This is a genomic window from Tropicibacter oceani (genome assembly GCF_029958925.1).
In the GTDB taxonomy this organism is placed as follows: domain Bacteria; phylum Pseudomonadota; class Alphaproteobacteria; order Rhodobacterales; family Rhodobacteraceae; genus Pacificoceanicola; species Pacificoceanicola oceani.
Window position 1 is genome coordinate 2,086,207 of sequence record NZ_CP124616.1, and the last position, 15,212, is coordinate 2,101,418.

Annotated in this window: 11 protein-coding genes and 1 riboswitch; of the genes, 8 read left to right on the forward strand and 3 right to left on the reverse strand. The window is 63.4% G+C overall.

The window, feature by feature from the left end; genetic code table 11:
- Window positions 1–49 precede the first annotated feature (49 nt).
- Both fdxA and QF118_RS10115 read left to right on the forward strand, forming a co-directional pair.
- On the forward strand, window positions 50–388 hold the full coding sequence (gene fdxA / locus QF118_RS10110; protein ID WP_282298942.1) for a ferredoxin FdxA: 339 nt from the start codon (window positions 50–52) through the stop codon (window positions 386–388).
- Between the two features lie 278 nt (window positions 389–666).
- Entirely contained in the window at window positions 667–1,176 is a 510-nt protein-coding gene (locus QF118_RS10115; protein WP_282298943.1) for a CarD family transcriptional regulator, read from the forward strand.
- Between the two features lie 160 nt (window positions 1,177–1,336).
- On the opposite strand, the gene QF118_RS10120 is transcribed toward QF118_RS10115, so the two are convergent.
- Window positions 1,337–3,214: a monovalent cation:proton antiporter-2 (CPA2) family protein gene (locus tag QF118_RS10120; RefSeq protein WP_282298944.1), complete on the reverse strand. Its 1,878-nt coding sequence runs from the start codon at window positions 3,212–3,214 to the stop codon at window positions 1,337–1,339.
- A gap of 84 nt (window positions 3,215–3,298) precedes the next feature.
- Window positions 3,299–4,246 (reverse strand): alpha/beta hydrolase, encoded by a 948-nt coding sequence (locus tag QF118_RS10125; protein WP_282298945.1) that lies wholly within the window; start codon window positions 4,244–4,246, stop codon window positions 3,299–3,301.
- 111 nt (window positions 4,247–4,357) lie between these two features.
- Window positions 4,358–4,435: riboswitch (SAM riboswitch) on the forward strand.
- Between the two features lie 61 nt (window positions 4,436–4,496).
- Here QF118_RS10125 and QF118_RS10130 point away from each other — a divergent pair.
- The 6 genes from QF118_RS10130 to QF118_RS10155 all read left to right on the forward strand — a co-directional run bounded on the left by QF118_RS10130 (window position 4,497) and on the right by QF118_RS10155 (window position 11,980).
- Window positions 4,497–5,690, forward strand: coding sequence for an aminotransferase class V-fold PLP-dependent enzyme (locus QF118_RS10130; RefSeq protein WP_282298946.1), 1,194 nt, complete (start codon window positions 4,497–4,499; stop codon window positions 5,688–5,690).
- A 123-nt stretch (window positions 5,691–5,813) separates the two neighbouring features.
- Window positions 5,814–6,911, forward strand: a complete 1,098-nt coding sequence (gene folE2, locus QF118_RS10135; protein WP_282298947.1) for a GTP cyclohydrolase FolE2 — start codon at window positions 5,814–5,816, stop codon at window positions 6,909–6,911.
- A gap of 234 nt (window positions 6,912–7,145) precedes the next feature.
- Entirely contained in the window at window positions 7,146–8,453 is a 1,308-nt protein-coding gene (locus QF118_RS10140) for a sulfatase-like hydrolase/transferase (protein ID WP_282298948.1), read from the forward strand.
- Between the two features lie 179 nt (window positions 8,454–8,632).
- Complete coding sequence (locus QF118_RS10145; RefSeq protein WP_282298949.1) at window positions 8,633–8,830, forward strand: hypothetical protein; 198 nt, start codon at window positions 8,633–8,635, stop codon at window positions 8,828–8,830.
- 115 nt (window positions 8,831–8,945) lie between these two features.
- The gene (locus QF118_RS10150) at window positions 8,946–10,394 is read left to right on the forward strand and encodes a TrkH family potassium uptake protein (RefSeq protein WP_282298950.1); all 1,449 of its coding nucleotides are present in this window, start codon (window positions 8,946–8,948) and stop codon (window positions 10,392–10,394) included.
- Window positions 10,394–11,980: a thiamine pyrophosphate-binding protein gene (locus QF118_RS10155; protein WP_282302454.1), complete on the forward strand. Its 1,587-nt coding sequence runs from the start codon at window positions 10,394–10,396 to the stop codon at window positions 11,978–11,980. Before QF118_RS10150 ends, QF118_RS10155 begins: the two co-directional genes overlap by 1 nt.
- A gap of 65 nt (window positions 11,981–12,045) precedes the next feature.
- Here QF118_RS10155 and QF118_RS10160 read toward each other — a convergent pair whose 3' ends face one another.
- The gene (locus QF118_RS10160) at window positions 12,046–15,195 is read right to left on the reverse strand and encodes a valine--tRNA ligase (RefSeq protein WP_282298951.1); all 3,150 of its coding nucleotides are present in this window, start codon (window positions 15,193–15,195) and stop codon (window positions 12,046–12,048) included.
- Between the last annotated feature and the right edge of the window lie 17 nt (window positions 15,196–15,212).

A 15,212-nucleotide genomic window follows, 5' to 3' on the forward strand; every position in this document is an offset into this window, starting at 1 on the left:
CGGGTGGTCTAGCTAACGGGTCAACGCGCCCTATACGGATGAGACAGCCATGACCTACGTCGTCATCGACAACTGCATCGCCTGCAAATACACCGACTGCGTCGAAGTATGCCCCGTGGATTGTTTCTATGAGGGTGAGAACATGCTGGTGATCCACCCCGATGAATGCATCGACTGCGGCGTGTGCGAACCCGAATGCCCCGCCGACGCCATCCGCCCGGACACCGAACCGGACATGGACAAATGGGTCGAGTTCAACCGCAAGTATTCCGAGCTGTGGCCTGTCATCATCACCAAGAAAGACCAGCTGCCCGAGGCAGAAGAGCGTGACGGCGAGACCGACAAGCTGACCAAGTACTTTTCCGAACAGCCCGGCGAAGGCGGCTGAGCGATTCGGGCGAAGGCCCTGAAAACCCCACCCGATTCGTGTGTTTTTGCCTGTAAGTCTTTGATTATGTGCTGTTTTACCTGATCTACGTGACCGCTATCACGGGGGCGTTTTTTGTGGTATGATTACAGCATATATGGAACCTAAAAGCACAGGGTGCCGGGCTGCAATGCAGTTTAGCGCATAATCTGACATCAAAGCGATCGAGTGAACGGAACCTGCAAGGTTTCCGGGCGCTCTTTTTGTCGCCTGTGCACAGTTGCGAGGAAGCGACTTAAATGAGTAAAGCCAAGAAATCCGAATTCCGTCCGAACGATTACGTGGTCTATCCGGCGCATGGCGTCGGCCAGATCGTGAACATCGAAGAGCAGGAAATCGCCGGCATCCAGTTGGAGCTGTTCGTGATTTCCTTTGAGAAAGACAAGATGACCCTGCGGGTGCCGACACATAAGGCAACCGAGGTGGGCATGCGCTCGCTCAGCTCTCAGGACGTGGTGGATCAGGCGATGCGCACCCTCAAGGGCAAGGCCAAGGTCAAGCGGGCCATGTGGTCGCGCCGTGCCCAGGAATACGAACAGAAGATCAACTCGGGCGATCTGATCGCCATTGCCGAGGTCGTGCGCGACCTGCACCGCGCCGATGACCAGCGCGAGCAGAGCTATTCCGAGCGTCAGCTTTACGAAGCGGCGCTGGAGCGTCTGACCCGCGAAGTGGCCGCCGTTGCCGGCGGCGACGAGGTGGCTGCTGCCAAGCAGGTGGGTGACGTGCTGGACCTGCGCGCCGCCTGAGCCTGATTGATCGGGGTATGGAAGGGCCGTGCCGAAGGGTGCGGCCCTCTTTTTCGTTGTCTGACGCCTTCCTGTCCGTCGCGTTGGTCTTGTGGGCAGGAACGAGGGGCGCTGCCCCTCGCGCTCCCCGGGATATTTGGGGCAATTGGAAACCCGTGCGTCAGGCCGCGTCGCTGTCCTGCTTGGCACGCAGTTCGAGCGTGTCGAAGAGCTTGCGTTCCAGTTCCTTTTCCAGTTCCTGCGCACGGGCCATGTAAGCCGGGTTTTCGGCGGCGGTTTTGGACGGATCCCAGAGCGTGGCCAGTTCGCGGATGTTTTTGCGATCCTGGTGAAAGAAGGTTTCCTGGGCGATGGCGGCTTCGTATTCGCTCATCCCGATGTTTTCCAGCACGTAGCGCCCGGCGCGCAGGGCACTGTCGAAGACTTCGCGTACGATGTCATCGGCGCCTGCCTGGTACAGCTGGTAGACATGGGTGCGGTCGCGGGCGCGGGCGACGATGTGCAGGTCGGGCCGGATGCGACGGGCATAGGAGACGAGGCGGTTCACCTGCTTGGGGTCATCCAGCGCCACCATCAGCACGCGCGCGCTGTCGATGCCGGCGGCGTGCAGCAGTTCGGGGCGGGTCGGGTCACCGAAGAAGCCCTTGTAGCCGAGTTGGCGCATCAACTGGATCGTCTGCATGTCGCGGTCGATCACCACGGCCTTGTGACCGGTGCTTTGCAGCAGGCGATAGACCAATTGGCCAAAGCGCCCGATCCCGGCGATGATCACGGTGCCCTGTTCGTCGATCTCGTCGTCTTCCTGGGCCTCGCCCGGCTGTTCGAGCCGCTTTTCGACCCAGTCGAACAGCAGGAACAGCAGCGGGGTGATCAGCATCGACAGGGCGACGATCAGCAGCAGGCGGTCTGCCAGCCGGCCTGTCAGCACCTCTTGTTGCAGACCGAAGGAAATCAGGACAAAGCCGAATTCGCCGGCCTGCGCCAGGCCAAGGGTGAACAGCCAGCGCGCCCGGCCCTTGAGCCGGAAGGACCGGCCCAGCACGTACAGCACGCTGCCTTTGAGCAAGATGACCCCAAGCGCCAGCCCGACGATCGTGACCGGTTCCTTGAGCAGGCCTTCGATGTCGATCCCGGCGCCGACGGTGATGAAGAACAGGCCCAGCAGAAGGCCCTTGAAGGGTTCGATGTCGGATTCCAGTTCGTGCCGGAATTCAGAGTTGGCCAGAACGACGCCAGCCAGAAAGGTGCCAAGCGCGGGCGAAAGGCCGACCAGCATCATCAGCGCGCCGATGCCGACGACGATCAGCAACGCCACGGCGGTGAACATTTCCGGCAGGCGGGCGGAATGGATATAGCGAAACAGCGGGCGCGCGCCAAAAACGCCGCCAAGGATGATGGCGGCGATGGCGCCCAGCGTCACCAGCGCCACGCCCCAGCCGGGCAGACCGTCGACCAGCGACATGGCGTGATGCGCGTCTTCCTGGACGACCCGCTTGATCGATCCGTCAGGGTTCAGCGAGATCGGCGAGACGGTGGCCAGCAGCGGCAGGATGACCAGCATCGGGATCACCGCGATGTCCTGTGTCAGCAGCACCGAAAAAGTCGCCCGCCCGCCCGAGGTCTGCATCAGCCCCTTTTCCGACAGGGTTTGCAGCACGATGGCGGTCGAGGACAGCGCCAGGATCATCCCGACCGCCAGCGACGTCTGCCAGAGCATGCCCAGCATCGAACAGGCGATGAAGACGGCCAGCCCGGTCAGCACCAGTTGCAGCCCGCCCAATCCGATTAGCCGGTGGCGCATGTCCCACAGGGCGCGCGGCTCCAGCTCGAGGCCGATCAGGAACAGCATCATGACGACGCCGAATTCGGCGAAATGGCGCAGGTCTTCGGGATCGTCCACAAGCCCCAGCCCGGGGCCGATGATCAGCCCGGCCATCAGGTACCCCAGAACCGACCCAAGCCCCAGCCGGGACGCGATCGGCACCGCGATCACGGCTGCGGCCAGAAAGACCGATGCTTCCAACAGGAACGATTCCATGGTGTTTTCTGCCCTTATGCGTGTTTTTTTCAATGATGTGCCGCTGGGGCATGTAAACGCAACAGGGTGAATGGGCGCATGGGGTCAAATCTGCCCGAATCCGCGCCTTGCCGGGCGAAATCCGGGCAGCTTGCCGATTTGGGGCAGGGCGGGGGCAAGGCGCGACCAACGCGGGCTGGCCTGGCCTGGCAGCAGAGCGCGCAGCCGGACCAGATCGACCTGTCCGCGCAGCAGCGACCGATACAGCGGAAAGACCCCGGGGCGCAGATAGGGCGACCAGTGGCACACCCGGCGCATGGGCTGGGCGATGGGGAATCCGGCCCGGCGCAGGGCGTCCAGGCTGGCCGGATCGTCCAGCTGCAGCGTGACCAGGTTGCGCCGGTCCAGCCTGCCGTTGCCCAGCATCCGCGCCCCGCGCTGCGGCGCCGGCACCAGCCGTTCCAGCAAGAAATCGAAGACATCGTTTTCGCGGCTGGTGACGTTCAGCACCTGGGTGTCCGGGCCGGCGGCGTCGATGGCCCGGGCGGCGGTCTGTTCGAACTCTGCTGCGGCCAGCAGGATGGCGCAGCGCACCGCGCCGGGCTGGCCCTGGTGGATCGCACGCAGCGCGACCCGCGCGCCCATGGAATGCGCGACGATATGGATGGCGCGCCCCGGCGCCAGCTTGCGCAGCTGGGCGATCAGCCCTGCCAGCTGGTCGCCTGCGCCCTCGGCCCGCCGCCAGGCGCGCCAGACCGAGCCGCGCGCATCCCAGCCGAAACTGATGCCCAGCCCTTCGCCGCGCTGCCCGCGCAGGCCCAGGTGGCGCGGCCAGCTGACTACGCGCGCGCCCTGGCCCTGGGGCTTGTGCGACAGGATGCCGGTATAGGGGCAGTGCTGCGGATCGCCCGGCAGGTATTTGTAGCCATGCACCATCACCGTGACCGGCCCCGCATCGGCCGCCAACGCCCGGCGCAGTGCCGGGACAAGCGGCGCGGTGGCGCCGTGCAGGCGCAGCCCGATCCTGTCTGCCGTGATCCTCAACTGGGGCATCTGTGTCACTCACCGTTGTTCGGCCCGATCCTGGACACAGGCTGCAACGGCATCGTGAAGCTTTTGTTACCGCTGCGTGACGCGCTTGATTTCACCGCGCAACACCCTTAAAGCCATGGCCGTGGCGATTTGTTACCGGATTGCGGGCCACGTTAAACATGCCGCTAAAGAGGTCAGACGAAGGGCTCCTTTCGCTTTGACCGCGAACGGGGCTTTTTTATTGGGCCATGGCGCCCGGAGGACGACGGACATGAGCGAACAGGAAAAACGGACAGCCGGCAAGCGCACCAGACTGGTGCATGGCGGCACCCGCCGCAGCCAGTGGAACGAGGTTTCCGAAGCGGTCTACATGACGCAGGGCTTTGTCTATGACACCGCCGAACAGGCCGAGGCGCGCTTTGTCAAAGCCGGGCCTGACGAATTCATCTATGCCCGCTATGGCAACCCGACCATGCGCATGTTCGAGGACCGCATCAGCGGCTATCTGGGCTATGAAGATGCCTTTGCCTGCGCGTCCGGAATGGCGGCGGTCAATGGCGCGCTGATGTCGCTGCTGAAGGCAGGCGACCATGTTGTCGCCTCGCGGGCGCTGTTCGGGTCCTGCCTGTACGTGCTCGAAGACATCCTTGCACGCTTTGGCGTCGAGGTGACCTTGATCGACGGCACCGACAACGCGGCCTGGGATGCGGCGCTGCGGCCCGATACGCGGCTGGTGTTTCTTGAATCGATCTCGAACCCGACGCTCGAGGTGATCGACCTGGCGCATGTCTGCAAGGCCGCCCATGCGGTCGGCGCGCTGGTGCTGGTCGATGATGCCATGGCGACCCCGGTGTTTTCCTATGCCCGCGCCTGCGGCGCTGATCTGGCCATCGTCTCGACCACGAAACACGTGGACGGGCAGGGGCGGATGCTGGGCGGGGTGATCTGCGGCGCGCGCGATCTGATCCGCGGCCCGATCGAGTCTTACATGAAGCACACCGGCGGGGCGATGAACCCCTTTACCGCATGGACGCACCTCAAGGCGATCGAAACCATGGAGCTGCGCGTTCGTGCACAGGCCGCCGGGGCGCTGCACTTGGCCGAAACGCTGTCCGGCCACCCCAAGCTGAACGCCGTGCGCTATCCCACCCACAAGGACCATCCGCAGCACGCGCTGGCCTGCCGGCAGGCCGAATCCGGCGGCACCGTGCTGGCCTTTGACGTCAAGGGTGGCAAAGAGGCCTGTTTCCGCTTTCTGAACGCGCTTCAAACCATTGTGATCTCGAACAACTTTGCCGATGCCAAATCCATCGCGACGCATCCCGCCACGACGACCCACCAGCGCCTGCCGCAGGACCAAAAGGACATGCTGGGTATCACGTCGGGACTGGTGAGGCTTTCGGTCGGGCTTGAGGATGTGCAGGACCTGGTCGACGATATCCTGACGGCGCTTGAGGCGGTCTGACCCGCTGCTTTCGGAATAATTGATCCGGAGGGTCGTAAAGGGCGTATACTTGTCAGAAGATGGAAATTGGCGATCGCAGTTCCTATCTGTTAACTGAACGACTTCGGGTAAGGGGAGCTCCCCATGAACGTGCATATTCCGGAAATAGACCGCAAACCCAGCCGCGACGAGGTCAGGCAGGCGCTTGACCTGCTGCGCCGCTTTGCGGATGGCGCCGCGCCGGCCGAGCTTGGTGTGCTGGATGCCGACCTTGCCGGTTTGGTTCAGGACGTGCCGCAGGCCTACCCGGTGCTGCGCCGGGCCTATCCCAAGGATTTCTCGGTCGACGCCGCCTACAAGGACACGCTGCCCGATCTGCAAAACGGTCCGTCCTCGCTGATCAAGGGGGCGAACCGCGCCATCCAGCACGTCGGCATTTCGAATTTCCGCCTGCCTTTGCAGTTCCACACCCGCGACAACGGCGATCTGACGCTGGAAACCAGCGTGACCGGCACCGTCAGTCTTGAGGCCGACAAGAAGGGCATCAACATGAGCCGCATCATGCGGTCCTTTTATGCCCATGCGGACAAGACCTTCAGCTTCGAGGTGATCGAGGCGGCGCTTGATGACTACAAGGCCGATCTCGAAAGTTTCGACGCGCGCATCAACATGCGCTTTTCCTTCCCGATGAAGGTGACTTCGCTGCGCTCGGGCCTGTCCGGGTACCAGTATTACGACATTGCGCTGGAACTGGTCGAAGTGGCGGGCCAGCGCCGAAAGGTCATGCATCTTGATTATGTCTATTCGTCCACCTGTCCTTGTTCGCTGGAGCTGTCCGAACATGCCCGGCGTACGCGCGGCCAGCTGGCGACGCCGCATTCGCAGCGCTCGGTCGCGCGGATTTCCGCGGAATTGCTGCCGGGCAAGTGCCTGTGGTTCGAAGACCTGATCGACATGTGCCGCCGCGTGGTGCCGACCGAAACTCAGGTCATGGTCAAGCGCGAGGACGAGCAGGCCTTTGCCGAGTTGAACGCCGCCAATCCGATCTTTGTCGAAGACGCGGCGCGGTTGTTTGCGCAGGGCTGCCAGGACGATCCGCGCATCGGCGACTATCGCGTGGTGGCCAGCCATCAGGAAAGCCTGCATTCGCATGACGCGGTGTCGGTTCTGACAGAAGGCAGCCTGTTCGAGGCCCAGAGCCTGGACCCCAAGCTGTTTTCCACGCTGTTCCACGTCGGCTGACGCGGCGCCACACCCGTCACGGAAAGACTGATGACCGCAGCCCCGCCACGGGCTGCGTTTTTTTTGTCATGGGGCAGTGGTTTGCGCGGCGGCTGGCACGAAATCTGGCCGATTGCCTCTGGTTGACCGGCCCGCGCCTGGTCTAATGTCCGGGAAATCGGCGCCGAATGCGGGAATGCCCTGCGCCCGCGCCGTGCCGCCCGTTGACGCCAGAAACCAAGAGGCCCAAGCCTGATGACAGAAAAACAGCCGCGCAACATCGTGCTGATCAGCCTGGACGACGCGGTTTCGTTCTGGAAATACAAGACCATTTTCGGCGAAGCCCTGCAAACCCCCAACCTTGACCGTATCTGCGCGCAGTCCACCGGGTTCCATTCCGCCTATTGCCAGACCCCGCTGTGCGGCCCTTCGCGTGCCAGTTTCATGTCCGGCAAGACGCCGCACCAGCTTGAGATCTTCGAAAACAAGGTATCGGTCTTTGACCGGGTCGCCCCCGAAGACATGTGGCCCTATCGCCTGAAGGAAAACGGCTATTTCTGCTCTTCGGGTGGCAAGGTGCACCATGGCTATCGCCCGCTGGCCCAGCCCATCCACGAGGTTCTGTATTCAGACGAGCGCAAGGGCTTTCGCATCGATCGGTCGCTGCGTCCCGACATCGAACAAAGGCGCTATGGCGGCCATGCGGGCGGGCTGGCGACGACCAATCCCAAGGACGACGGCTATTATCACGATGCCCATTCGTCCGAATCCTTCATCGACTTTGTCGAAGGTTTCGACGGCGAGTCGCCGTTTTACCGCGAGGTCGGGTTTTTCGGGCCGCATGGGCCCTTTATCACGCCCGCGCCCTACAAGGACATGTACACCCTGCGCAATTTCCGGATGCCCGAGGAATGGCAGGACGGCTATGACGTCAATGATTTCGCCGCCGAGAACATGGGCGAGAATTTCGATTTGTCCAAGCCGCTGCGCTGGCGCAAAAGTGTGCGGAACTATTTTTCCGCCTTCAGCCATGTCGATCACCATCTGGGGCGGGTCTGGGACGCGCTCAAGGCGTCGCCCTATGCGGACAACACCGTGGTTGTGATCCTGTCCGATCACGGTTTTCACCTTGGCGACAAGAACCGGTTTCGCAAGACGTCGCTGTGGGAACAGGTGGCGCGGGTGCCGCTGATCATTCACGACCCGCAGCAGCCCGTCGCCCGCGAGGTTCACACCCCCGTGGCCTTGATCGACGTCGGGCCGACGGTGATGGACTATACCGGTCTGCCGCCGCTGGCCGATTGTGTCGGGCAATCGCTGCGCCCGCTGGTCGATGGCGCCCCTGCGCCGGACCGCGCCGTGCCCACCTTTCATTTCGGCAGCGCGGGGATTCGCAAAGGCGACTACCGCTTTATCCGCTACGAAGACGGCAGCACCCAGTTGTTCGACGTGCAACAGGACTGGTGGCAATTGCGCAACCTTGGCGAAACGCACCCGGCCTATCCGGACATGCAGCAGGCGCATCGCGACTGTTGCCGGATATATGGCTTTGACCCGGGCTGAGCGGCCCGCGCGCGGCGCTGCGCGCGCCCGAATACAAGGCGCCGGGTGGCAATAATCCGCGCGATCGGGGGGATTTCATCAATTCCTCACCGAATCCGTGCCATACTGCCCCGATGGGAGGAAACCGATTGTCCAACAGGAGGTTTCCGGAAATGCCACGACACAACGTTCAGATCGGAATGGGGCACGCATCCCTTTCGACAAAGATCGACAGCTATTTTCTGTCCATTGGTTTGGGGTTCAACCCCGCCGCCCTGCGCAAGGCGCGCCTGCGCGAAATCATCTTGCTGGAAACCGCCAGTGATGCGGAACTTGCCGATATGGGGCTGGATCGGGACGGCATCCTGCCGCATGTCTTTCGCGACCTGCTGGCCTGACGTGCCGGAACCTGCGTCCGGGCGCCGCAGCCAAGGGGCAGGGGCGGGGTTTTCGGGCGCTTTGCTGCTTGGCCCGGCTTGACACCTTTGCGCGCTGGGGCCAACCCTGCGCCTTATGTTCGATATTCGCCCTGTCGCCTATGTGATCGGCCTGCTTGTGGCCTGTCTGGGCGCGACCATGATCCTGCCCATGCTTGTGGACATCGCCGAAGGGCGGGGCCATTGGCCGGTCTTTTTCGAAAGCGCCGTGATCACCATCCTGTCGGGCGGCTTGACGGCGCTGGCCTGCCGCAACGCGGTCAAGGAAGGGCTGACCATCCAGCAGACCTTTCTGCTGACCACCGGCGTCTGGGCCGCGCTGCCGGTGTTCGGGGCGCTGCCCTTTGTGCTGGGGGCCACCGACGCCAGCTTTACCGATGCCTATTTCGAGGCAATGTCGGGGCTGACCACCACCGGCTCCACGGTCTTTACCGGGCTCGACAGCCTGCCCAAGGGTATCCTGCTGTGGCGCGGGCTGCTGCAATGGCTGGGCGGGATCGGCATCATCGTCGTGGCCATGGTCTTTCTGCCCGAACTGCGCGTCGGCGGCATGCAGATCTTTCGATCCGAAGCCTTTGATACCATGGGCAAGATCCTGCCGCGGGCGACCCAGATCTCGTCCTCGATCTCGACGATCTACGTGTCCTTGACGCTGATGTGCACCGCGGCCTATCTGATGACGGGGATGAACGCCTTTGATGCTTCGGTTCATGCGCTGACGACGATTTCGACCGGGGGGTTTTCCAACTATGACGCCTCGTTCGGGATGTTTTCTGGTTCGGCGGAATATGTCGCCTCGGTCTTCATGATCCTCGCGGCCTTGCCATTCGTGCGCTACGTGCAGCTTGTCGGGGGCAATCAGACCGCGCTGTTCCGTGACAGCCAGGTGCGGGCCTTTTTGATGACCATCGGCGTGCTGGTCGCCATCGCCTGGTCGATCCTGTTCTTCATCTTTCCCCATGACCACGAACAGGCGCTTCGCGAGGCGTTGTTCAACATCACCTCGATCATTTCGGGCACCGGCTATGCCAGCGTGGATTACATGCAGTGGGGGTCTTTCCTGATCATGCTGTTCTTTTTCATCGGCCTGATCGGGGGCTGCGCCGGATCGACCGCCTGTTCGGTCAAGATTTTCCGCTATCAACTGCTGTTCGCCTCGGTCAAGGTTCAGCTTCGGCGCATCTATTCGCCGCACGGCGTCTTTACCCCGCGCTTCGAGGGCCGCCCGGTTACCGACGAAGTCCTGCGTTCGGTCATGTCCTTTTTCGTGTTCTTCGTGGTGTCGCTGGGGGTCCTGTCGGTCGGTCTGGCCCTGACCGGGCTTGATTTCATCACCTCGGTGTCGGGGGCCGCCACGGCGATCGCCAATATCGGCCCCGGCCTTGGCGATCAGATCGGGCCGGCGGGCAATTTCGCCGGGTTGAACGACACGGCGAAATGGATGCTGAGCTTTGCCATGCTGACCGGACGGCTCGAGGTTTTGGCGGTCTTTGCCCTGTTCACTGTCCGATTCTGGAGGGGATGATGCAAAAACCACTGGGGGCGCAGATTTCCCACATGCTCAAGGCGCGCGAGGTCGAGGTGATCTTCGGCATTCCCGGCGTGCACAACGTCGAGATGTACCGCGGCATCGAAGAGGCCGGGATCACCCATATCCTGGCCCGGCACGAACAGGGCGCGGCCTTCATGGCCGATGGCTATGCCCGCGCCACGGGTCGGCCCGGGGTCTGTTACCTGATCACCGGTCCGGGGTTCGTGAACGCCATGACCGGGCTGGGGCAGGCCTATTCCGACAGCGTTCCGGTGCTGGCGCTGGCCTCGTGCCTTGATGAAACCTCGGCCCGGCGTGGCCAGTTGCACCAGATGCTGGATCAGCGCGGGGCGGGGGCCACGGTCTGCGATTGGTCGCACGAGGCGCGCAGCGCCCCCGCCGCCTATGCGCTTATCGACCGGGCCCTGTCGGAATTCGCCTCACGGCGGCCGCGGCCCAAGGCGGTTCATGTGCCGATCGACCTGCTGGGCGCGTTGGCCGATGCCGCGCCACAGGGGCCGGTCAGCGTGCCAAGGGCGCAGGCATCGCAGGACGCGCTTTATGCGGCGATCAAGGCGGTGCTGGCGGCGCGCAAACCGCTGTTCGTCTTTGGCGGCGGGGCGCTGTCCGCGGCCGGTTTCATCCCTGACGTGCTGCGCCAGACCGGCGCGGCGGCCTTTACCACCTATGCCGGGCGCGGCCTTGTGCCGGCGGATCACCCGCTGCTGTTCGGCTCGTACCTTGCGCGCGAAGGCAGCGCGCGTATCGCGGCGCAGGCCGACCTTGTGATCGCCATCGGCACCGAGCTGTCCGAGGTGGACCTGTGGCGCGACAGTCTGGGCCATCACTGCCCGATGATCCGTGTCGACATCGACGCAGAGGTGTTGGCGCAATGCGGCCCCCGCGACATGCCGATCCAGGCCGAGGCGGGGGCGTTCCTGCAGGCCATGTCCATCGCCATCCCGGCCCGCACCGAGGACCGCGCGCCCTGTTGGGACGCGGCCGAGGTGGCCGCCACACGCGCCCATTGGCGCGCCGAGATCCGCGCTGAACGCCCCGGCATCGTCGAAGTGACCGAGGCTTTGCAGGCCGTCATGCCGGACAACGCGATGATCTATTCCGACATGACGCAATTCGCCTACGGCGCGAAAGAGGTCTGGGACATGCCGCGCCCGGGCCACTGGCACCACCCTTACGGCTTTGGCACGCTGGGCTATGCGCTGCCTGCCGCCATCGGCGGGGCGGTGGCGCGCCCCGGCCTGCCGACCTGCGCGATCCTGGGCGATTACGGGCTGCAATACACCCTGCCGGAACTGGGAACGGCGGTGGAACTGGGGCTGAGCCTGCCGATCCTGCTGTGGGACAACGGCAAGCTGGGCGAGATCGAGGACAGCATGGTGCGCAGCCAGATCGCGCCGAATGCCGTCGTGGCCCGCAACCCGGATTTCCTGGCGATGGCGCGGGCTTACTGCGCAAAGGCCGCAGAACCGGCCACCCTGTCCGAGCTGCGCGAAACCCTGCTGCGCGCTTTCACCGCCGGATGTCCGACGGTGATCCGGATGACCCCGGGCATGGTCTGAACGAAGGTCTGCCGCGCCAGAGAAGGACCAGTAGGATGGGCCATGACCCATCCTACCGCATTCCGTCAGCCGATTTCGGCCAGGCGGGCCAGCGCCTCTTTCAGCTGGGCCTCTTCCTCTTCGCGTGCGGCCAGGTTGGCCTGGGTTTCCTCGACCACCTCGGGCGGGGCGCTTTCGGCGAACTTGGGGTTGTTCAGACGCCCGCGCAATCCGCCCAATTCCTTGGCCAGCTTGCCCAGCGTCTTTTCCAACCGCGCCTTTTCCTCGCCCACGTCGATGATATCCGCCAGCGGCAGACCAAAGGTGGCGCCGCCAACCGGGACGGTTACGCAGCCCTTGGGGAAATCAGCCACATTTTCAAGGCTTTCGATCCGGGCCAGGCGCTTGATCAGCGTTTCATTGCGGTCCCATGCGCCCTGTTCGCCTTCGCCGATCTGGGTGACCAGCATCGGCACATACAGCCCCGCCGGCACGTGCATCTGCGCGCGCGCCGAGCGGACGCCTTCGATCACCGCGATGACCCAGTTCATTTCCGCATCGGCGGCCGGGTCCAGCAGTTCACTGCCATAGGTCGGCCAATCGGCGTGCACCAGCATCTTCTGGCGGCTTCCCAGCGCGCTCCACAGCTCTTCGGTGATGAAGGGCATGATCGGGTGCAGCAGGATCAGGCACTGGTCGATCACCCAGGCCATGGTGTCGCGGGTTTCGGCCACGATGGCCTCGTCCTTGCTGTCGAACAGCGGTTTGGAGAATTCCAGATACCAGTCGCAGACCTTGCCCCAGACAAAGGCATAAAGCCCGTTGGCCGCATCGTTGAAGCGGTATTCCGCCAGCGCCAGATCGACCGTTTCGCGCACCTTGGCGGTTTCGCCCAGGATCCAGCGGTTCAGCGTGGCCGAGGGCTGCGGGATCGTCCCGTCCGAGCCGACCGCGCCGTTCATTTCGGCAAAGCGCGCGGCGTTCCACAACTTGGTGCCAAAGTTGCGATACCCGGTGATGCGATCCACCGACAGCTTCAGCACGCCGCCGATGGACGCCATCGAGGCATTGGTGAAACGCAGCGCGTCGGCGCCGTATTCGTCAATGATCTCAAGCGGATCAATGACGTTTCCGGTGGTTTTGGACATCTTCTTGCCCTTCTCGTCGCGGACAAGCTGGTGCAGATAGACGGTGTGGAACGGGATCTTGTCGACCACCGCCAGCTGCATCATGATCATCCGGGCGACCCAGAAGAACAGGATATCCTGACCGGTGATCAGCACATCGGTGGGGAAAAAGCGTTTCAGTTCCTCGGTGTCCTCGGGCCAGCCCAGCGTGCCGATGGGCCACAGGCCGGAACTGAACCAGGTGTCCAGCACGTCGCTGTCGCGCCAGATCGGATAGATCAGCTTTGTCGGGTCCTGATCCTGCGCTTCGTACTCGGCCAGGCTTTCGGCAAAGGCCTGCACCGCGGCGGCGCGGTCCGCGACCTCGATCACGCGGGCATGGTTCAGCGGTGTCGGCAAGGTGGCCAGCACATCGTTGAACTGCGCCGTGACCGTATCGAAATCAGGCGCGGCGTGGTGGCGTTCGTCGCCCAGCAGCAGCTTTTGCTCCAGCAGCAGGCGGCCCATTTCAACAAGGTCCAGCGCGCCGTCGCCTTCGTCATCGACAAAGCCTTCGCCCGACAGGTCAAAGCCATACCAGACCGGGATCTGGTGGCCCCACCACAGCTGGCGGGAAATGCACCAGGGCTCGATGTTCTCGAGCCAGTGGTAATAGGTCTTTTCGCCGCTTTCGGGGATGATCTTGATGTCGCCATTGCGCACCGCGTCCAGCGCCGGGCCAACGACCTTTTCGGCGTCGACGAACCACTGGTCGGTCAGCATGGGTTCAATCACCACCTTCGAGCGGTCGCCAAAGGGCTGCATGATCGGCTTGGCCTCGACCAGCGGGACGGGGACCACGGGCGGTTCTTCCTCGCCCTTTTTCAGCTTTGGCCTGGGGCCAAGGCGCGGATCGTCCGAGGTGGTCATCACCGCCAGGCCCTCTTCGGTGATCTCGCGGATCACCGCCTCGCGTGCTTCGAACCGGTCCAGACCGCGCAGGTGGTCGGGCACCAAGTTGATGGCGTCGGCTTCGGTTTCGGTCAGGGTCCGCTTGCCCTGGGCGACCTCCATGGCGATTTGCGCCGCCTCGGCATAGGGGGCGCCGTCGGCGCGCATCTGGCCGCGGGTGTCCATCAGGCGGTACATCGGGATGCCGCCGCGTTTCGCCACCTGATAGTCGTTGAAATCATGCGCGCCGGTGATCTTGACCGCGCCCGAGCCGAAATCCGGATCGGGGTATTCATCGGTGATGATCGGGATCAGGCGGCGATGTTCCTTCGGCCCCACGGGGATTTCGCACAGCTTGCCGACGATGGGGGCATAGCGTTCATCGGTGGTGAACACGGCCACCGCGCCGTCGCCCAGCATGGTTTCAGGGCGCGTCGTGGCGATCGAGATGTAATCGCGCTCTTCTTCCAGCACGACATTCCCGTCCTCGTCCTTTTCGACGTAGGTGTAGGTCACGCCATCGGCCAGCGGGTACTTGAAGTGCCACATGTGGCCCGCGACTTCGATGTTCTCGACCTCGAGATCGGAAATCGCCGTTTCGAAATGCGGGTCCCAGTTGACCAGCCGCTTGCCGCGATAGATCAGGCCCTTTTCGTACATGTCGACGAAAACCTTGATCACCGCGTCGTGGAAATTGCCCTTGCTGTCGGCCTCGGGGGCGCCGGGGGCACCGGACATGGTAAAGGCGTTGCGGTCCCAGTCACAGCTGTCGCCCAGCCGCTTCATCTGGTCGATGATCGTGCCGCCGTACTGCGTCTTCCAGTCCCAGACATGGCCCAGGAATTCGTCGCGCGCCATGTCGCGGCGGGCAAGCCCCTGTTCCGCCTTCAGTTTCTTTTCGACCTGAAGCTGGGTTGCGATGCCGGCGTGGTCCTGCCCGGGCTGCCACAGCGTGTCAAAGCCGCGCATCCGGTGCCAGCGCACGAGGATATCCATAAGCGTGTGGTTGAAGGCGTGGCCCACATGCAGCGCGCCGGTCACGTTGGGCGGCGGCAGCATGATGCAAAAGCTTTCATCCCGCGACTTGTTGGCCCCGGCGCGAAACGCGCCCGCCTTTTCCCAAGCCTCGGAAATCCGAGGTTCCGCGGTCTTCGCGTCGAAACTTTTGTCCATCGCCATCGTCTTTGATCCCGTCT